Annotated in this window: 21 protein-coding genes and 1 tRNA gene; 6 read left to right on the top strand and 16 right to left on the bottom strand. The window is 68.6% G+C overall.

Annotated features, from left to right (window positions below; all coding sequences use genetic code 11):
• Positions 1–95: 95 nt before the first annotated feature.
• The 4 genes from E3O23_RS12550 to E3O23_RS12535 form a co-directional block, all read right to left on the bottom strand.
• Positions 96–1,166 carry a DUF3048 domain-containing protein gene (locus E3O23_RS12550; RefSeq protein WP_134491525.1) on the bottom strand — a complete coding sequence of 357 codons (1,071 nt, stop codon included), beginning with the start codon at positions 1,164–1,166 and terminating at the stop codon, positions 96–98.
• Between the two features lie 82 nt (positions 1,167–1,248).
• The gene (locus tag E3O23_RS12545; protein ID WP_134491523.1) at positions 1,249–1,452 is read right to left on the bottom strand and encodes a cold-shock protein; all 204 of its coding nucleotides are present in this window, start codon (positions 1,450–1,452) and stop codon (positions 1,249–1,251) included.
• A gap of 242 nt (positions 1,453–1,694) precedes the next feature.
• Positions 1,695–2,279, bottom strand: coding sequence for a LytR C-terminal domain-containing protein (locus tag E3O23_RS12540; RefSeq protein ID WP_134491521.1), 585 nt, complete (start codon positions 2,277–2,279; stop codon positions 1,695–1,697).
• Between the two features lie 22 nt (positions 2,280–2,301).
• Positions 2,302–2,598, bottom strand: coding sequence for a DUF3263 domain-containing protein (locus tag E3O23_RS12535; RefSeq protein ID WP_198415184.1), 297 nt, complete (start codon positions 2,596–2,598; stop codon positions 2,302–2,304).
• Between the two features lie 195 nt (positions 2,599–2,793).
• On the opposite strand from E3O23_RS12535, the gene msrB reads away from it, so the two are divergent.
• Together msrB and E3O23_RS12525 are read left to right on the top strand one after the other, a co-directional pair.
• Positions 2,794–3,195 (top strand): peptide-methionine (R)-S-oxide reductase MsrB, encoded by a 402-nt coding sequence (gene msrB / locus E3O23_RS12530; protein WP_134491517.1) that lies wholly within the window; start codon positions 2,794–2,796, stop codon positions 3,193–3,195.
• A gap of 6 nt (positions 3,196–3,201) precedes the next feature.
• Complete coding sequence (locus tag E3O23_RS12525; protein ID WP_134491515.1) at positions 3,202–3,750, top strand: nitroreductase family protein; 549 nt, start codon at positions 3,202–3,204, stop codon at positions 3,748–3,750.
• A gap of 46 nt (positions 3,751–3,796) precedes the next feature.
• Here the strand turns inward: E3O23_RS12525 and E3O23_RS12520 are convergent, their stop codons facing one another.
• From E3O23_RS12520 to E3O23_RS12505, 4 genes are all read right to left on the bottom strand, one after another.
• Positions 3,797–4,066, bottom strand: coding sequence for a type II toxin-antitoxin system RelE family toxin (locus tag E3O23_RS12520; RefSeq protein ID WP_241983467.1), 270 nt, complete (start codon positions 4,064–4,066; stop codon positions 3,797–3,799).
• Positions 4,059–4,322, bottom strand: coding sequence for a type II toxin-antitoxin system Phd/YefM family antitoxin (locus tag E3O23_RS12515; RefSeq protein WP_134491511.1), 264 nt, complete (start codon positions 4,320–4,322; stop codon positions 4,059–4,061). Before E3O23_RS12515 ends, E3O23_RS12520 begins: the two co-directional genes overlap by 8 nt.
• 139 nt (positions 4,323–4,461) lie before the next feature.
• A tRNA-Thr gene (locus tag E3O23_RS12510) sits at positions 4,462–4,534 on the bottom strand.
• Between the two features lie 61 nt (positions 4,535–4,595).
• The gene (locus E3O23_RS12505) at positions 4,596–5,516 is read right to left on the bottom strand and encodes a DsbA family protein (protein WP_134491509.1); all 921 of its coding nucleotides are present in this window, start codon (positions 5,514–5,516) and stop codon (positions 4,596–4,598) included.
• A 231-nt stretch (positions 5,517–5,747) separates the two neighbouring features.
• On the opposite strand from E3O23_RS12505, the gene E3O23_RS12500 reads away from it, so the two are divergent.
• Positions 5,748–6,845: an ABC transporter ATP-binding protein gene (locus E3O23_RS12500; RefSeq protein WP_134491508.1), complete on the top strand. Its 1,098-nt coding sequence runs from the start codon at positions 5,748–5,750 to the stop codon at positions 6,843–6,845.
• Between the two features lie 117 nt (positions 6,846–6,962).
• Positions 6,963–8,255, top strand: coding sequence for a DUF4032 domain-containing protein (locus E3O23_RS12495; protein WP_134491506.1), 1,293 nt, complete (start codon positions 6,963–6,965; stop codon positions 8,253–8,255).
• Between the two features lie 84 nt (positions 8,256–8,339).
• Here the strand turns inward: E3O23_RS12495 and rlmB are convergent, their stop codons facing one another.
• From rlmB to E3O23_RS12475, 4 genes are all read right to left on the bottom strand, one after another.
• A complete protein-coding gene (rlmB, locus tag E3O23_RS12490) occupies positions 8,340–9,425 on the bottom strand; it encodes a 23S rRNA (guanosine(2251)-2'-O)-methyltransferase RlmB (RefSeq protein WP_134491504.1) in 1,086 nt (361 codons plus the stop codon).
• Positions 9,425–10,840: a cysteine--tRNA ligase gene (cysS, locus tag E3O23_RS12485; RefSeq protein WP_134491502.1), complete on the bottom strand. Its 1,416-nt coding sequence runs from the start codon at positions 10,838–10,840 to the stop codon at positions 9,425–9,427. The genes rlmB and cysS overlap by 1 nt, the downstream gene beginning before the upstream one ends.
• Entirely contained in the window at positions 10,837–12,051 is a 1,215-nt protein-coding gene (gene ispD / locus E3O23_RS12480) for a 2-C-methyl-D-erythritol 4-phosphate cytidylyltransferase (protein ID WP_134491500.1), read from the bottom strand. The genes cysS and ispD overlap by 4 nt, the downstream gene beginning before the upstream one ends.
• A 116-nt stretch (positions 12,052–12,167) precedes the next feature.
• On the bottom strand, positions 12,168–12,650 hold the full coding sequence (locus tag E3O23_RS12475; protein WP_134491498.1) for a CarD family transcriptional regulator: 483 nt from the start codon (positions 12,648–12,650) through the stop codon (positions 12,168–12,170).
• A 204-nt stretch (positions 12,651–12,854) separates the two neighbouring features.
• Between E3O23_RS12475 and E3O23_RS12470 the strand changes: the two genes are divergently transcribed.
• Positions 12,855–13,394: a hypothetical protein gene (locus tag E3O23_RS12470; RefSeq protein WP_134491496.1), complete on the top strand. Its 540-nt coding sequence runs from the start codon at positions 12,855–12,857 to the stop codon at positions 13,392–13,394.
• A 15-nt stretch (positions 13,395–13,409) separates the two neighbouring features.
• Here the strand turns inward: E3O23_RS12470 and E3O23_RS12465 are convergent, their stop codons facing one another.
• On the bottom strand, positions 13,410–14,099 hold the full coding sequence (locus E3O23_RS12465) for a response regulator transcription factor (protein ID WP_134491494.1): 690 nt from the start codon (positions 14,097–14,099) through the stop codon (positions 13,410–13,412).
• The gene (locus tag E3O23_RS12460) at positions 14,096–15,250 is read right to left on the bottom strand and encodes a sensor histidine kinase (RefSeq protein WP_134491492.1); all 1,155 of its coding nucleotides are present in this window, start codon (positions 15,248–15,250) and stop codon (positions 14,096–14,098) included. Before E3O23_RS12460 ends, E3O23_RS12465 begins: the two co-directional genes overlap by 4 nt.
• 186 nt (positions 15,251–15,436) lie before the next feature.
• Here E3O23_RS12460 and phoU point away from each other — a divergent pair, with 186 nt between their 5' ends.
• The gene (gene phoU, locus E3O23_RS12455; RefSeq protein ID WP_092322210.1) at positions 15,437–16,093 is read left to right on the top strand and encodes a phosphate signaling complex protein PhoU; all 657 of its coding nucleotides are present in this window, start codon (positions 15,437–15,439) and stop codon (positions 16,091–16,093) included.
• A gap of 90 nt (positions 16,094–16,183) precedes the next feature.
• Here phoU and E3O23_RS12450 read toward each other — a convergent pair whose 3' ends face one another.
• Complete coding sequence (locus E3O23_RS12450) at positions 16,184–16,933, bottom strand: phosphoglyceromutase (RefSeq protein ID WP_134491490.1); 750 nt, start codon at positions 16,931–16,933, stop codon at positions 16,184–16,186.
• Between the two features lie 118 nt (positions 16,934–17,051).
• On the bottom strand, positions 17,052–18,215 hold the full coding sequence (ygfZ, locus tag E3O23_RS12445; RefSeq protein ID WP_134491488.1) for a CAF17-like 4Fe-4S cluster assembly/insertion protein YgfZ: 1,164 nt from the start codon (positions 18,213–18,215) through the stop codon (positions 17,052–17,054).

The following is an 18,215-nucleotide window of genomic DNA, read 5'->3' as shown; positions in this document are numbered from 1 at the left end:
GTTCAAAAACGTGATGGGGTTAGCACTCAGAAGGAGAGAGTGCCAAAGACGATTCTGGCACTCTGGTGCCGAGAGTGCAAGTGAACGGCGGGGCGCTAGCGCACCAGCTCGACCGACCCCGTCTCCTTGGGGACCAGCTCGATCCACGTGTTGCCGGGCGCCAGGCGGATCGTCACGCCGTTGTTGTCGACCAGGCGGATGGACGAGGAGTGGTATTTCTTCGACCAGGTGGCGTGGATCGTCCGGCCGCCGGTGGAGACCCAGGCCTCGCCGGAGCCGATCACGACCGTCTTGGGAACGGGTCCGTAGACGTGGCTGATGCCGACTCGCATGATGACCACGTTGGTGGATTTCAGCTGTGCGCCGTTGCTGTCGCGGTCCACGTGACCCTCCTGGGACCGCAGGTAGGCCTTCGACTTGATGTTCCATGCCCAGCTCGGCCAGCGCTGATCGGAGAACCTCGTGTTGATGATGCTCACCGACTTCCCGTCGACGACGGCTGAGGACGCGGCGACGCTGGGGGCGTAGGCGAATTGCTGCACCGGCTTGGCCAGCTTGGGATACCGCGCCACGAGAGTGGTCGCCTTGACGACGACGTTGTGGGGGGCGCTCTTTCCGCCGATGCGGTAGAACAGGCCGGATCGGTCGTAGTCGAACACGGCGTTCACGACAGGGGCCTTCTGCATCATGTCGACGAAGATCTTCTGGCCGCCGGAGTAGGCGACGATTCCGCCGAACGGCGAGATGATGTCCGGGTCCATGGGCCGGATCGAGCGCACGGGGCCGATGAGCGGCGGGATGTCTGACTGCCAGATGGCGGCGTAGCGGGTGAGGCCGCCTTCGACCAGCTCTTCGAAGACGATGTCGGCCCGTTCAAGCGCGATCTGCGGCCTGGCGGCCTCGTGGTTGTCGATCTTCACGGCCAGCGAGGGGTGCTTGAGCTTGCCCTTCCCCACGGCCGTGCCGCGCAGCGGGGCGAGTTCCGTCGCTGCCGGGGGCGTGTACGTCGAGACCCAGGCCTTCTCCGTGGCGGTCGGCTTGGCGGTCGCGCTCGGCCGTGGCGCCTCCGCCGTGCAGGCGGCCAGGAGCAGCACCGGGATGACCGCGGCAAGGATCTTCACCGCTACCGGTCGGCCACGTTGGATCACTTCGATGTTCTCGGTCACTGTTTCACCTTAACGCCGCGCGGTCACCCGCGCGGCGTTAGGGCGTGCAAGCCGTGAAACTCGGTCCGTGAAACTCAGCGGATCAGGCGGGTCGAACCGACTCGGCCTGCGGTCCCTTCGCTCCGGTGCCAACCTCGAAGACGACCGCCTGGCCTTCTTCGAGTACTTTGTATCCGCTCATATCGATGGCGGAATAGTGAACGAAGACGTCCTGCCCCCCGCCGTCGATCGTGATAAAGCCGAAGCCCTTCTCAGCGTTGAACCACTTTACGGTTCCGTGCGCCATGTGTTACTCCCCAGTGCTGTGATTACGTCGGCACGGGCCCACTGGCCGCGCCGGGCCTTCCGCGGAAACTGCTTCGGTGCAGTGACTGCGTCCACAATGGCCGTGCAGCGGGTCCGCCCCGGAAGAGGCGAGCGGCACGTACAAAATGAGCGACCATGGCCGATCGTAGCGAAGAGCCTCTGGAATAACAGGGGGTTGACAAATCGCAGGTCGATGGCCAGAAAACGGGGCTCCGGGGAGCCTTATCCCGCCGGCGGAACGTAGTCGTTGCCGACGACCACCGTGAGGTCCGCGCCGGACTCCGCGAAGTCGTCCGAGAGCAGGATGTCCGCCCCGGGCAGGGACTCCGCGACCCCGAGGGCCGCGCCCTCCAGGGCAGGATCGGCGAAGTAGACGATCGTCTCGGCAACGTCGGAGGTGGCGGCGTCGCCAAGCGCCCCCACGGTCCACCCGTCGGCACCGAGCGCGTCGCCCGCGGAACCGGCCAGGCCCATCGTCAGGGTCCCGTTGAGCACGGTCACGGTCAGGTTCGGGTCCACGGTCGGCTGCACCGTGGGCGTCGCCGTGGGAGTGGGCGTGGGCGTGGGCTTGGCCGTCGCCGTGGGTGCCGCCGCGTCGGGCGCGAGTCCGGCCGTGTCGGGCGTGAGCCGGTTGTTCAGGAAGAACAGTCCTCCCACGCCGACCGCGATCAACAGCACCGTCGCGGCGAGAGCCCACCAGAACGCGATCCAGCCGCGGCCCTTCCTGCTCGGCGCCCGGTGCGCGCCCACGCGGGCAAGAGCGGGCGCGTGACCGTCGAAGCGATCTTTCGGATAGGGCTGGGGCATCGTCAGTCTGGTTCGATCTCGATCAGTCGGTGGGGCGGGCGGAGCGGCGCGCTCGCGCCTGTGCCCTGGCTTCGCGCATCCGATGCAGGCGCTTGACCAGCATGGGGTCGCGGGCGAGGGCCAGCGGGGAGTCGATGAGGGCACCCAACAACTGATAGTACCGTGCGGCCGAGAGCCCGAACTCGGCCCGAATGGCCTGTTCCTTGGCGCCGGCGTGGCTGCGCCATTGGCCTTCGAAGTTGAGGATCGCTTCGTCCCGCGCGGACAGCGAGCCCGATTCCGGCCCGCCGTCGGCGGCCGGTTCGTGTGATTTCTCCATCGGCCACCTCTCCCTGCGCGCACCGCTTGGTACCGTCATCCTATTTGGGTCGGTCTCCATGTTCGCCCAACGTACCCCGGCACGGGTGCGTGTGAGTTGGCTGGATGCCGACCGGGAAAGGAATGCCGCGGCGGCCCCGCGAGTTTAGGCTTAGGACATGAGAACCGGGCTGTGCCCGGGGACGAAGGGACGCACATGGACCACGAAGTCAAGAAGTCTGAAGCCGAGTGGCGCGAGGAGCTGGGCCCCGAGCGGTATGCGGTTCTCCGCGGGGCCGCCACGGAGCGCGCCTGGACGGGCGAGCTCCTCGATGAGAGCCGTTCGGGCATCTACACCTGTGGCGCCTGCAACGCCGAGCTGTTCAAGAGCGGCACCAAGTTCGATTCGGGCTGCGGCTGGCCGAGCTTCTACGAGTCCGTGCGCCCGGAGGCCGTCGAGCTGATCGAAGACCGGACGCTGGGCACCGTGCGCACCGAGGTGCGGTGCGCCAACTGCGGCTCGCACCTGGGGCACGTCTTCGACGACGGCTTCGGCACGCCGACCGGCGACCGCTACTGCATGAACTCCATCGCACTCAACTTCAAGCCCGTCGAGTAGCCGGCGGTGTCCGCCGTTGCCGACGCGCTCGCCGCGCGTCGGTCGTACTCCAGGGTGAGCCCGGATGCCCCCAGCCACGACGAACTGCTCCCGCTGGTAGCTGCGGCCGCGCGGGTCGCCGACCACGGCGCGCTGAGGCCCTGGCGCCTGATCGAAGTGCGCGGGGACGCGCGGCGTCGGCTGGGCGAGGCCCTGGTCGCGGCATCCGGACATACGGCCGACGAAGCGGCCAGGACCGCCGCCAAACCGCTCCGCGCCGAACTCCTGATCGCCCTGGTGGCCAGCCGCCGCGTGAGCGACAAGGTCGCGGACTGGGAGCAGGATGCCGCGGCGGCCGGGGTCGCCCACGCGCTGAGCCTGCTGCTGGCCGACGCCGGCTGGGGCGTGATGTGGCGAACCGGACCGCAGACCCGGTCGGCGCCGGTGCGCGGCGTGCATGCGCTGGCCGACAATGAGGAACTGCTCGGCTGGCTCTACGTCGGCGGAGTGCCGCCGGACGCGAAGCCGGGCGTGCGCCTGTCGATCGACCCGGCCGAGTTCCTGAGCGTTCTCTAGCCGCGAGTCCCACTTCTGCGGTCGGGGAGGCACCAGGCAGCCTGGCTCAGAGGTCCCTGTAGACCTCGCGTCGATGGCCCAGCGCGAGCACCAGGACGAGAAGCTTCTGACCCTGGATCGTGTAGACGATTCGGTAATCTCCGGTACGCACCCGCAGGTACAGCGGATGACCCACCAGCGATTTCGCGGCAGGGGGACGGGGCGTTTCGCGAAGGAGCAGGAGCACTCCCAGGATCCGCCGCTGAACCTGCCGATCCAGCTTGCGCAGGCTCCTCGCTGCGGCCGGAGACAACTCGACGACGTAGTCGTCAGCCAAGCTCGATGCCAAGCTCCCGGGCGATGTCGTCAAGCACAATGGTCGGCTCGCCGGCATCAATCTCCGCACGTGCGGCATCGGCGGCAGCTGCGTCCTGGGCATCTTCCAGGGCGGCCAGGGCTCGCTTGGCCACCGCGGCGTCCAGCAGCACCACGCTGTCGCGGCCGTGCTGGGTAATAGTCACCGGCTCACGATGGGCGCGTTCGAGAGTCTGCGCCCACTTCTGGCGGGCTTCGGTGGCGGGAATAGTGCTCATAGCTAAATTGTACGTTTTAGCGCCTTGCGTGTCGAGCGACAGTGGCGCTCTGCGCACAGGGAGACGAAGCCGACTCAACCCTGGCGCTGAGAAGCAGCCAAGTTGAATAGCCCAGGGACGGCGACGCCGGGCTCTACGGGGCCGGCCACGGGACTTGAACCCGTAACCCCCACTTTACAAGAGTGGTGCGCTACCAATTGCGCCAGGCCGGCATGAGGCCCGAAGGCCTCGATCTCCCATCCTAAATCACAGAATCGGCGGGTGGGGCGCGTCCTAGCCGGCCGGAGTCGGCGTCGGGGTCGGGGTCGGCGTGGAGGTGGAGTAGGTCGCACCGGCGGACTGCAGCACGAAGGCCGCGAATTCCTTGGGGTCTTCCAGCGACCCGAGGTACTGCTTGCCGTTGACGAGCACGGTCGGCGTGCCGGTGACCTTGGGGATTGACGCGTTCGGGATCGGTCCGGTGAGCGCGCGGTCGGTTGCGGCCAGGACCCAGGACTTGTACTGCAGGTCATCGATGCAGGTGTCGATCTTCGACAGCGAGGATTTCACCCCGGAGCTCCGCACGACCTGCTTGATTTCCTTGTCGGTCAGGCCCGCGGTGCCCTCCTGGGGCTGGTCCTTGAACAGGGCGGCGTTGAACGCGTAGAAATCGTTGGGCGCGGAGTTCGCCACGCAGGCGGCGGCATTGGCCGCTCGCAGCGAGTACTGGGTGCCGGCGGACTTGCTGGTGAGGATCGACACGGGGTGGATCTCGACGGTCGCGGCCCCGGTGTCAACCCACTTGGCGATCTGCTCACTGTTGGTCTGTTCGAACTGGCCGCAGTACGGGCACAGGTAGTCGATGTAGACGCGGATGTCGGCCACCGCGCCGGTCGAGTCGGGCACGGATGCGATCGGCTCCGCATCGGGCTGGAGCGCGGGGGTCTTGACCGTATTGAGCCCCTGGCCGATCAGCACGCCATCACTGGCCATGTTGGCCGGGCCCGGGCCGACCGGGCGGATGGAGTTGACGATGACCAGGGCGATGATTCCGACGATGGCGATGGCCGCCACGGCGATGCCACCCTGCAGGAAGACCCGATTGCGGCGATCCTTCTTCTTCTGTTCCTCGCGCAGCTGCGTGGCCTTCTTGCGGGCCGCGTCGCGTCGCTGGTTCTTGGAAGGACGGCTGTCGCCGGGTCCGCCGTTAGTCATGAATAGTTGCTCCGAACGTATGGGGGCTCCCGCAATGTTTATGCAAAGCCTTCCACAGACTAGAACCCGTGTCTGGGAAAATCCCAAACGGTCGCTGTACGCGCACCGTAGGTGCACGCGGACCGCCATGCAATACTGGTCAGGATGCGCGGCCCGCCCGCGGGACGCGCATCACATCCCACTCACAACGGATCGTCCGGCACGTTCCTGCCGGTGAAGGAGAAGAAAACCATGGCTTCGGTCACTTTTGACAAGGCAACCCGGCTCTACCCGGGTTCCACCCGCCCCGCCGTCGATCACCTCGACCTGCAGGTCTCGGACGGGGAATTCCTCGTCCTCGTCGGCCCGTCCGGCTGCGGAAAGTCCACCTCGCTGCGCATGCTCGCCGGCCTCGAAGAGGTCAACGACGGCAACATCTTCATCGGTGAGCGCAACGTCACGGATGTCCCGCCGAAGGACCGCGACATCGCCATGGTCTTCCAGAACTACGCGCTGTACCCGCACATGACCGTTGCCGAGAACATGGGCTTCGCGCTCAAGATCGCCGGCATCAACAAGGACGAGCGCGCCGCCCGCGTGCTCGAGGCCGCCAAGCTGCTCGACCTGGAGCCGTACCTCAGCCGCAAGCCCAAGGCCCTCTCCGGCGGCCAGCGCCAGCGCGTCGCCATGGGCCGCGCGATCGTGCGCCAACCGCAGGTGTTCCTCATGGACGAGCCGCTGTCTAACCTCGACGCCAAGCTCCGTGTGCAGACCCGCACCCAGATCGCCTCCCTCCAGCGCCGCCTCGGCGTCACCACGGTCTACGTGACCCACGACCAGACCGAGGCGCTGACCATGGGCGACCGCATCGCGGTGCTCAAGGACGGCGTCCTGCAGCAGGTCGGCACCCCCCGCGACCTGTACGCGAAGCCGAACAACGTGTTCGTTGCCGGTTTCATCGGCAGCCCGGCCATGAACCTGTTCCTGGCGGACCGGGTTGACGGCGGCGTCAAGTTCGGCACCGCGACCGTCCCCGTGCAGCGCGACACCCTCGCCGGCGCGAGCGGCGACAAGGTGACGATCGGGGTCCGCCCGGAGGACATCCACCTGGCGACCGCGCAGGGCGAGGGACTCCAGGTTGAGGTCGACCTGGTCGAGGAGCTCGGCGCCGACGGCTACCTGTACGGACACTCCACGGTCGAGGGCAAGCGCACCGACATCGTCGCCCGCGTCGACGGGCGCTCGCACCCGAACGCCGGGGACACGGTCTACCTGACCCCGACGCCCAACCACCTCCACGTCTTCGACGCGGAATCCGGCCTGCGCCTCGGCGGAGCGGTTGCGGACTAGGTTCACCGCTTGACACGGCCGGACGGGGCATCGCTCCGTCCGGCCTTGTCATTCCCGCAGGCATCCCGCACAGATTCATTCCGGCACAGTCATATCCCGCACAGTGAGGCTCGATCCATGAGCGGTTCCCTCAACATCACCTCGGCCACCGCCGACCCCGCGCTGCTCGACCTGCCGTGGCAGCTCCCGCTTGACGCCTGGCCGAACGAGAACATCGCGGCGCTGCCCAAGGGCATCTCGCGCCACTTGGTGCGCTTCGCCCACCTGAGCGGCCGGGTCGTGGCCATCAAGGAAACTACGAGCGAGATGGCCAAGAGGGAGTACGACATGCTGCGCACCCTCCAGGCGCTGGAGATCCCCTGCGTCGAGCCCGTCGCCGTGATCACGAACCGGTCGGATGAGGACGGCGAGCCGTTGAATTCGGTGCTCGTGACCCGGCACCTCAAGTTCTCGCTCCCCTACCGGGCGCTGTACTCGCAGACCCTGCGTCCGGATACCGCCACCCGCCTCGTCGACGCCCTCGCGGTGCTCCTCGTGCGCGTGCACATGGTCGGCCTCTTCTGGGGCGATGTGTCGCTGTCGAACACCCTGTTCCGGCGCGACGCCGGCGCCTTCGCCGCCTACCTCGTCGACGCGGAAACGGGTCAGCTGTACTCCGGCGGGCTCTCCAACGGCCAGCGCGAGAACGACCTCGAGATCGCCCGGGTGAACATCGCCGGCGAGCTCATGGACCTCGAGGCCGGCGGCCGGGTCGCGGACGAGCTCGACCCGATCCGGGTCAGCAACGGCATCGTCGCGGCGTACCGGTTGCTCTGGAAGGAACTGACCGGATCCGAGTCGTTCGCGAGCTCCGAGCGGTGGCGCATCCGCGAGCGGGTCGAACGCCTCAACAATCTCGGCTTCGACATCGACGAGCTCGCCATCAAGACCGATGAGACCGGCACGACCGTGCGCATCCAGCCGAAGGTCGTCGACGCCGGGCACCACCAGCGCAGGCTGCTGCGCCTGACCGGGCTCGACGCGGAGGAGAACCAGGCCAGGCGCCTGCTCAACGACCTCGACTCCTACCGGGCCGCCTACGGCGAGCCGGATTCCGACGAGGAGATGACGGCCCACGAGTGGCTCGTGCGCGTCTTCGAGCCGGTCGTCCGCGCCATCCCCCGCGAACTCAAGGGCAAGCTCGAACCGGCCGAGGTCTTCCACCAGCTGCTCGACCACCGGTGGTTCATGGCCCAGAACCAGTCGCGCGAGATCCCGCTGGCCGAGGCCGTCACCTCCTACGTGCAGGATGTGCTGCGACACCGCAGGGACGAGGCGACCGTGATCGAGCCGCCGACGGGATCGATCACCCTGCCGATCACGCTGCCCACCGACGCCGACGCCGAGCCCGACTGGCGCCTCAAGGTCTAACTTCCACCCCGCGAAACCGCAGTCGTGCGCGTTATGAACGCCTCATAACGTGCACGACTGCGGTTTCGCGGGGGTGGGGGCGGGTTACTTCGCGAGCTTGGCGGCGGCCTTGGCAGCCTTGGCGGCGGAGCGCAGGCGGGAGATCTCGTACAGGGTCACTCCGGCGGCGATCCCGGCGTTGAGCGACTCAGTCGCGGCACTGATCGGGATCGACACGATGGCGTCGCAGGTCTCGGTGACGAGGCGCGACAGGCCCTTGCCCTCGCTACCGACGACGACCACGATCGGGCGTTCGGCGAAACCGAGGCCGAGCTCGGGCAGCATCACGTCGCCGTCGCCGTCCAGGCCGATGACCAGGACACCCTGGTCCTTGAGCGCCTTGAGCGTCTGGGTGAGGTTGGGGGCCATCGCGACGGGGGTGCGGGCGGCGGCGCCGGCCGAGGTCTTCCAGGCCGACGCGGTGACGCCGACCGAGCGGCGCTGCGGCACGATCACGCCGTGGCCGCCGAAGGCCGCCGTCGAGCGGATGATCGCGCCCAGGTTGCGCGGGTCGGTGATGCCGTCGAGGGCCACGAACAGCGGCTTATGGCCGCGGCTGATGGTCAGTTCGAGAAGCTCCATCGGGTGCGCGTACTCGTAGGCGGGCACCTTGAGGGCGAGGCCCTGGTGCACCGAGTCACGGCCGGCGAGGCGGTCGAGCTCCGGGCGCATCACCTCGAGGATCGGGATGTTGCGGTTGTTCGCGAGGGTCAGGATCTCCTTGACCCGGTCATCCATTTCGATGCGGGTCGCGATGTACAGCGTGGAGGCGGGGATCTTCGCCCGCAGCGCCTCGAGCACGGAGTTGCGTCCGGTGACGATCTCGTGCTCGTCGACCTGCTTCGCCTTGCGCGTGGACGTTCCGCCGCCGCCGCTGGCCGCGGTTCCGCGAGAGGCCCCGCGCGCGGAACCCTTCGCCGCGGCCGGGCGGGCGCGGCCACCGCTTGCCGCGGTGTAGCGGTCCTCGGCGAGCTTGCGCTTGCCGGCGGGGTGGTACGGGCGGTCCTCGGCCTTGGGCGTGGGCTTCTTGCCCTCGAGAGCCTGTCGGCCCTGGCCGCCCGAGCCCACCTGCGGGCCACGGCTGCCCTTGCGCACGGCCCCGGTGCGAGCCTTGCGGTCTGTGTTCTTCATCAGTCAAAACTCCAATGTGCACCCGACGGGGTGTCTTCGATGGTGATTCCGGCGGCGACGAGTTCGTCCCGGACTCGGTCTGCGGCCGCGTAGTCGCGGCTCTGCCGGGCAATTTCGCGGTCGTCGAGCAGGCGCTCGACGAGCGCGGTGAGCGCGATCATGGCCGGTTCATCCGTGGCAACGGACCAACCGGGCGAGAGGGGGTTGATGCCGAGGACCTCGCTCATCGCGAGCACCTGGCCACGGGCGGATGCCGCCGCGTGCAGGTCCTCGGCGTCGAGCGCGGCGTTTCCGGCGCGCACCGTTTCGTGCAGCACGCCGAGGGCCTGGGGAACGGCGAGGTCGTCGTCCATTGCCTCGGCGAACTCCTCCGGCACGATTTCGACCCCCGACCCGGCGAACCGGGTGTCGGCCAGGCGCCGGTCGGCCCGGTCGAGGAAGCTTTCGATGCGCTCGAGGGCCGCCTCGGCCTCGGCGAGCGAGCCGTCGTGGTAGTCGATGGTCGACCGGTAATGGGCGGCGCCGAGGTAGTAGCGCACGACGATGGCACGCGCCTGCTCGAGCAGCTCGGCCGCGAAGACGGAGTTGCCGAGGGACTTCGACATCTTCTGGCCGTTCACATGGACGAGGCCGTTGTGCATCCAGTAGCTCGCGAACGCGTCGCCGGCCGCCGTGGACTGCGCGAGTTCGTTCTCGTGATGCGGGAAGCGCAGGTCGAGTCCGCCGCCATGGATGTCGAAGGCGGCACCGAGGTACCGGGAGGCCATGGCGGAGCATTCGATGTGCCAGCCCGGGCGGCCCTCGCCCCACGGGGACGGCCAGGCGGCCGAGACGGGCTCGCCTGCCTTGTGGCCCTTCCACAGCGCGAAGTCGCGGGGATCGCGCTTGCCGCGCGGGTCGGCATCCGCTGCCGCCTCCATGTTGTCGAGTTTCTGCCTGGTGAGCTCGCCGTAGGCGGGCCAGCTCCGGGTGTCGAAGTAGACGTCGCCGGTGTCGTCGTCGGCCGGGTAGGCGTGGCCGGCGTCAACCAGCCGCCCGATCAGGTCGAGCATGTTCTGGATGCTCGCGGTCGCGCGCGGTTCGTAGCTCGGGGCGAGGATGCCGAGCCGCTGGTAGCCGGCCGTGAACTCGAGTTCGTAGCGGTAGGCCAGCGCCCACCACTGCTCCATCACGCCGTCCGCGCTGGCGAGGATCTTGTCGTCGATGTCGGTGACGTTCCGGATGAAGGTGACGTCGTTGCCCCGGTAGGTGAGCCAGCGGCGCAGCTGGTCGTAGACGAGTGCGCTGCGGAGGTGGCCGATGTGCGGCGAGGACTGCACCGTGGGGCCGCAGACGTAGATTCCCACCTTGTCGGGGACGAGGGGGATGAAGTCGCGAAGCGCCTGGGCCTTCGAGTCGTACAGTCGCATGGTCACGCCTCCCAGCTTAGGACAGGGCCCTGTAACGCGGCAGGGACGAGCAACGCCGAGGCGATCGCCGCGAGGCCCTCGCCCCGGCCGGTGAAACCGAGGGCGTCGGTGGTCGTGGCGGACACGCTCACCGGCGCGCCGAGGATGGCGCCGAGGAAGGCCTCGGCCTCCGCCCGGCGCGGCGCGAGCCTGGGCCGGTTGCCGATGACCTGCACCGAGACGTTGCCCACGCGGAAACCGGCGTCGGCGACACGGCGCAGGGTTTCGCGGAGGAATACGTCGCCGTGGGCGCCGGCCAGGCGGGCATCGGCGGTGCCGAAGACTCCGCCGACGTCGCCGAGGCCGGCCGCGGACAGGAGCGCGTCGCAGATCGCGTGCACGGCCGCGTCGCCGTCGCTGTACCCGGACAGCCCGCGCTCCCCCGGCCAGTGCAGGCCCGCCAGCCAGAGCTCGGAGGTGTCGTCGAAGGCGTGCACGTCGAGTCCGGTGCCGACGCGCGGCAGGCCGGTCGTCTGGGCGCGGGCGGACAGCAGCAGTTCCGCCCGGTGCAGGTCCCAGGCGGTGGTGATCTTGAAGGCGAGCGGGTCGCCCGGGATGACGCTGACCGGGAAGCCCGCGGACAGCACTAGCGCCGCGTCATCCGTCTGCTCCTCGGTTGCCGTGTCGAAGGCCGACAGCAGCATCCGGCGCGGGAAACCCTGCGGCGTCTGCACCGCCGAGAGGTCCTGCCGGTCGACGCCGGCGAGGACGGCGCCCTGCGAGTCGACGCGTTTGATGCTGTCGACGACGTCGAGGCCGGGCACGACACCCGCGCCGGAGGCGCGCACCGCGGCTACGACCGCGTCGCAGAGCGCTGACGGAGTCAGGGCGCGCGCGGCATCGTGCACGAGCACGGTGTCGACGTCGGGCCGGAGCACGGCAAGGCCCCGTTTGACGGATGCCTGCCGGCTGTCTCCGCCGGAGACCACGTCCAGGTAGCCGACTGCCGAGCCGGCGCGGCCGGCCGCGAGGGCACGCGCCTCGTCCAGCCGGTCTTCCGGGGCGACGACGATCACCTGGGCCGCTTCGCGCATGCCGAAGACGGACTCGACGGCGCGCTCGAGCAGGGTGCGCCCGGCCAGCGGCACGAAGGCCTTCGGCAGCTCGTGCCCGAGCCGGGTTCCGCTGCCCGCGGCGACGATGATGACCGCGACCAGGGGCGCAGGTGAATCAGTCATGTTCGGAGGCTATCTGGTGAGGTCGTGCGAGTGAAGGACCACGCCCGGGTACGCGGGCTGTGGGGGCAACGAGAAAGGCGGCACCTTTCGGCGCCGCCTTTCAACGAAACGGGGGGCTAGGACGCGAGAACCTCGTCGAGAACGCTGGACGCCTTCTCTTCATCGGTCTTCTCGGCCAGGGCCAGTTCGGAGATCAGGATCTGGCGTGCCTTGGCAAGCATGCGCTTCTCCCCGGCCGACAGGCCGCGGTCCTGGTCGCGGCGCCACAGGTCGCGGACGACCTCGGACACCTTGATGACGTCACCGGAGGCGAGCTTCTCCAGGTTCGCCTTGTAGCGGCGTGACCAGTTGGTGGGCTCTTCGGTGAACGGCGCGCGGAGCACCTCGAACACCTTGTCGAGTCCCTCCTTGCCGATGACGTCGCGAACGCCGACGAGGTCGACGTTCTCGGCTGGAACTTCGATGGTGAGATCACCCTGAGTAACATTGAGCTTCAGGTACAGTTTCTCTACACCCTTGATCGTCCGCGTCTTCACCTCAGTGATCGTTGCGGCTCCGTGGTGGGGATAAACGACAGTTTCGCCAACCTCAAAAAGCATGTATTTATATCCCTTCAGCAACGTCTAGGATACCACAGCCCGCGGTGGTAAGGTTCGCCGAGCCGCGCCCGCCCGCGTGCCCCCTCCTCCGCCTCCCCGTGAGCCGCCGAACGCCGCTCCCCGAGCCGCGGGTAGGCTAAACTCAAAGCGAAAATTGCGGCGTCCCGGCCACTCGGCCTGGGCCCGAAATGACCTGGAGGTCTTGTGAGGGCGCGTATCGTCGCATCCGCCATTCTGGCGACTGCCATCCTGTCGGGAACCGTCGGCTGCGGCCTCATGGCGCCGCAGGCAACGACCATCCACTACGACGCGAGCGACGGGGTGAGCGCCGACGTCGGCGAGGTCTCCGTGCGCAACGCCATCCTCATCTCCGACGGGGAAGACTCGGCCAACCTGGTCTTCACGCTGGTGAACCACGGCGACTCGTCGCACATCGTGGGCGTGCAGTACACCTCAGGCGGCGACAAGGTGACCGAGGAACTGACCGTCGAGGCCAACTCGACGCTCACCCTGGGCGGCGAGGCCGAGGAACCCCTGACCCTGCGGGGCATCGACGCCCAGCCCGGCTCGCTCTTCCCGGTGTTCGTGCAGTACGGCAACGAGACCGGCGCCAAGCTGCTCGTGCCGGTACTCGACGACGCCCTCGGGCAGTACTCGACTCTGGTGCCCACGCCGGAGCCCACGGTGGAGTTCCAGGCTCCCGTGACGGCGACGCCGACGCCGACGCCGACCGTCGCCCCGTAGCGGGAACCGGGCGGGTCAGGCCTCGAAGCGGTAGCCCAGGCCCCGGACGGTCACCAGCATGACCGGCTGGGACGGGACCGCTTCGATGCGCGAGCGGATCCGCTTGATGTGCACGTCGAGCGTCTTCGTGTCGCCGAAGTAATCGGTTCCCCACACCCGGTCGATCAGCTGTCCGCGGGTGAGGACCCGGCCGGCGTTGCGCAGCAGGTACTCGAGGAGCTCGAATTCCTTCAGCGGCATGTTGATCAGTTCCCCGGAGACCATGACGGCGTGGCGCTCGAGGTCCATCTCCACGGTTCCGGCGGAGAGGACATCCGGGGCCTTGTCCCGCTCGTCGATGAGTTCGGCGTGGCGGCGCAGGACGGCCCGGATGCGCGCGAGCAGTTCCCGGGTCGAATAGGGCTTGGTCATGTAGTCGTCGGCGCCCAGCTCGAGGCCGACCACGATGTCCACCTCGGAGTCCTTCGCTGTCAGCATGATGATCGGCACGGCTGACCGGGTGCGGATCTCCCGGCACACCTCGGTGCCCGGGATCCCGGGCAGCATGAGGTCGAGGAGGATGACGTCCGCGCCGGCCCGGTCGAATTCGCGGATCGCGCTCGGCCCGTCCTCGGCCACGCTCACCTCGTACCCCTCGCGCTCGAGGATGAAACTCAGCGGTTCGCTGAGCGAGCGCTCGTCTTCGACGAGGAGGATACGGGTCACGGGGTTTCTCCTGACGCCGCCGGAGCGGGGTGGGACGCCTCGGGGAGGCGGATGGTGAAGGTTGAGCCCTTGCCCGGCTGGGACCAGACCCGGATGTCGCCGCCGTGATTCTGCACGACGTGCTTGACGATCGCCAGGCCGAGGCCGGTGCCGCCGGTGTGCCGGGAGCGGGCCTGGTCGACGCGGAAGAACCGCTCGAAGATCCGGTCCAGGTCCGCTTCCGGGATCCCGACGCCCTGGTCGGTCACGGTGATCTCCACGGCGCCCTCGTTTCGCCGGACGCCGACCCCCACGCGGGAGCCGTCCGGTGAGTAGTTCACGGCGTTGGCGATCAGGTTGTGCACGGCGACGATGAGCAGCCGTTCGTCGCCGTAGACCTGGGCGCGCGATTTCTTGCCCACCGCGATCGTGATGTGGTTGGCGTCGGCGACGATCCGGCCCTGGTCGACGGCCGCGGCGACGACGTCGTCGATGTTCACCAGGTCCGGCTGGACCAGGGCGTCCTGCGACTGCAACCGGGACAGTTCGATGATCTCCTGGGTGAGGCGGCCGAGCCTGGCCGACTCGGTGGTCAGGCGGTTGGCGAAACGGCGAACCTGCTCCGGCTCATCCGCCGCGTGGACGAGCGCCTCGGCGAGCAGGCCCACCGAGGCGATCGGCGTCTTCAATTCGTGGCTGATGTTGGCGACGAAGTCACGCCGCACCTCGTCGAGCCGGAACGCTTCCGTGCGGTCTTCGGCCAGCAGGAGCACGTAGCGGGTGCCCAGCCGGGCCAGCCTCACCCGCACGTGCATGCTCGCGTCGCCGAACGGTCCGCGGGCGAGGAGGAGGTCGTCGGAGATCGGGTCGCCGGAGCGGCGCACCCGGCGGGCAAGCTCGAGCAGTTCCGGATGAACGAGCTGCTGGTTCGAAACCAGGCCCATGGCCAGCGCGCCCGGGGAGGTCTTGACCACGTTGTTGGACGGGTCGAGCACGATGCCGGCGGACTCGAGGGCGTCGAGCACCTGGTCGATCCCGTCGGGGACGGCGGGGTTCACGACCTCGGCAGCGCGGCGCCCGTGCCGCTCCGCCACGTGCAGCAGAGTCACGAAACCGGCGCCAACGGCCAGCCCGAGTGCCAGCGACAGCAGCACGAGCCACGTCGATTCCATTCCTCCAGATTAGTGACTTCTCCCGCGCCGCCCGTCCCCGACAGCCCGGAGGGGCGGTACGTTAGGAAGTGTTCAAGCCCGCGGCACCTGCCGTTAACCTTTGACCGGCAGGATCAGCCGGGACCCAGGCGGGTCTCACGCGCCAGCTGGTGCTCGATCCCAGCGGCCAGGAAGGACCACACAGCCATGCGCGAAGTATTCCAACAGGAACTCGCCGAGGTGCAGGAGCGCCTCGTCGAGATCTCACGCCTCGTCGCCGTCTCGATCGAGAAGGCAACGCGCGCCTTCAATGAGTCGGATGTCAGCCTGGCCGAGGAGGTCATCGCCGACGATGACAAGATCGACGCCCTCACCGTCGAACTCGACGAGCTCGCCATCACGATCCTGGCCCGCCAGCAGCCCGTCGCCCGGGACCTGCGTATCGTCGTCAGCGCCCTGCGGATCAGCGCCTCCCTCGAGCGGATGGGCGACATGTCCACCCACATCTCCCAGCTGGCCCGGTACCGCTTCCCGGACAAGGTCATCCCGAAGAGCCTGCGCCCCACCTTCGCGGAGATGGGCGCCCTGGACGTCAAGATCGCCAACATGCTCACCGAGTTGCTCACCAACGAGGACATGGTGCTGGCCGAGACCATCCGCAACGAGGACGACAAGATCGACGCCCTGCACCTGAGCGTGTTCGACGCCGTGCTGGGCGAGACCTGGAAGGGCCAGGCCGCGGACACCGTCGACGCCACGCTCGCCAGCCGGTACCACGAGCGCTTCGCCGACCACGCCGTGTCGATCGCGAAGAAGGTCCAGTACCTCGGCACCGGCGACTGGCACCAGCTCAGCGGTTCCTAAACCCGCTCCCTTCCCCCCGCGAAACCGCAGTCGTGCGCGTTATGAACGTCGTTTAGCGCGCACAACTGCGGTTTCGCGGGCAGGGAAGGGTTACTTTTTGCCCTGGGCGGCGACGGCGGCGGCGCCGGCGGCGGCGGCTTCGGGGTCGAGGTACTCGCCAGGGCCGAGCGGCATCAGGTCTTCGCCGAGTCGGTAGACGAGCGGGATGCCGGTGGGGATGTTCAGCTCGGCGATGTCGGCGTCGGAGATGCCGTCGAGGTGCTTGACCAGCGCGCGGAGCGAGTTGCCGTGGGCGGTGACGAGGACGATCTTGCCGCCGCGCAGGTCGGCCGCGATGTCGGACTCCCAGTAGGGCAGCATCCGCTCAACCACGTCTTTCAGGCACTCGGTGCGCGGGACGGCGTCGCCCAGGCCGGCGTAGCGGGGGTCGCTGACCTGCGACCACTTGGAGTCGTCCGCGAGCACGGGCGGCGGCACGTCGTACGATCGGCGCCAGAGCTGGAACTGCTCCGGGCCGAACTTCTCGAGCGTCTCGGCCTTGTCGAGTCCCTGCAACGCGCCGTAGTGGCGTTCGTTCAGGCGCCAGGAGCGCTTGACGTCGATCCAGGATCGGTTCGCCTGCTCGAGGGCGAGGTCGGCGGTCTGGATGGCGCGGGTCAGCACGGAGGTGTGCACCACGTCTGGCAGCAGGCCGGATTCGGCGATGAGCTCGCCGGCGCGGCGGGCCTCGATGATGCCCTGCTCGCTGAGCCTCACATCCACCCATCCCGTGAAGAGGTTCTGCTGGTTCCACAGGCTCTGGCCGTGGCGGAGAAGGATGAGTGTGTATGGGGCTGGCATGTATCAACTCTACCGAGAGACCCGATGCCCTCCGCGAAACCGCAGTTGTGCGCGTAATAATGCGGTTTTAGCGCGCACAACTGCGGTTTCGCGGGAACTGGGAGGGGTTTGGGAGGGGTTAGCGGTGCGGGGTGCGGATGCCGAGGCGCGGCAGGCGCGGGATGTCCGCGACCGACCCGGCCGACTGCGGCACGATCACTTCCTGGGCGGCCGCGATGGAGATGCCCTGCGACTGCACGTAGAGGGTGCTGGCCGCCGGGATCGCGCGCTTGACCACGGCCAGCGCGATCGGTCCGAGTTCGTAGTGCCGGGCGCTCGAGGTGACCTGCCCCACGGGCACCCGCTCCGGTTCGGCGCCCGGCCGCACGCGGTCGGCCAGGACCTCGTCGCCGTGCCCGGGGAGCACCGAGTCGGACCCGTCGAGGTGCAGCAGCACGAGGCGGCGCGGCGGGTGCCCGAGGTTGTGCACCTTCGCCACGGTCTCCTGGCCCCGGTAGCAGCCCTTGTTCAGGTGCACCGCGGTGCGCAGCCAGTCGAGTTCGTGCGGAATGGTCTTCTCGTCGACTTCGGTGGCCGCCCGGGGACGCCAGGCGGCGATGCGGAGCGCCTCGAAGGCCAGCAGGCCGGCGACGGCGATGCTGCCTGCGTCGGCGGCCGCACGCAGCCCGGCCAGCGAGGCCCGTGGCACGAGGACTTCGCTCCAGTGCCAGGCCGTCCCTGGGTGCTCGGGGGCGTCCGCGTACTGGTAGCCGCCAGGCGCGACGCCCGACCATGGATCGCGCCAGAGGAGCGGCACCCCGTTCGGAGCGGCCGGTTCCAGGCCCAGCGCGGCGGGTTCGGCGGCCATGGTGCCGATCACCGCGTAGGTTTCGGTGTGCTCGGTGATCTCCACCCGCAGCATGAACCGCATCTTTTCCAGCCACGCCTTCAACCCGGGCAGTTCCGCCGCCTCGAGCATCAGGTAGGTTTCGACGCCGTCGTCGAGCACGCGCATGGCGTACTGCAGCCGACCGGTCGGATCCAGCAGGAGCGTCTCGGTGGACGCCCCTGGGGCGAGGCTGCGCAGCTCCTGGCTGCAGAGCGAGTTGAGCCAGCTGAGCCGGTCGGGTCCGGACACCCCGAGCACGCCGTGGTGGGAGAGGTCGACGATGGCCGTGCCGGCCAGCAGGCTGCGCTGCTCGGTCATCGGGTTGCCGTAGTGCGCGGCGACGCCGACGTCGCGGCCGTCGGCCTGCACGGCGCCGTCGACGCCGAGAAGGGGGGAACCGGCTGGTGTGGTCAT

The organism is Cryobacterium tagatosivorans (assembly GCF_004402215.1).
Taxonomy (GTDB): domain Bacteria; phylum Actinomycetota; class Actinomycetes; order Actinomycetales; family Microbacteriaceae; genus Cryobacterium; species Cryobacterium tagatosivorans.
Note: the sequence above shows the minus strand (reverse complement) of the source record. Positions and strands in the feature narration are given on the sequence as shown.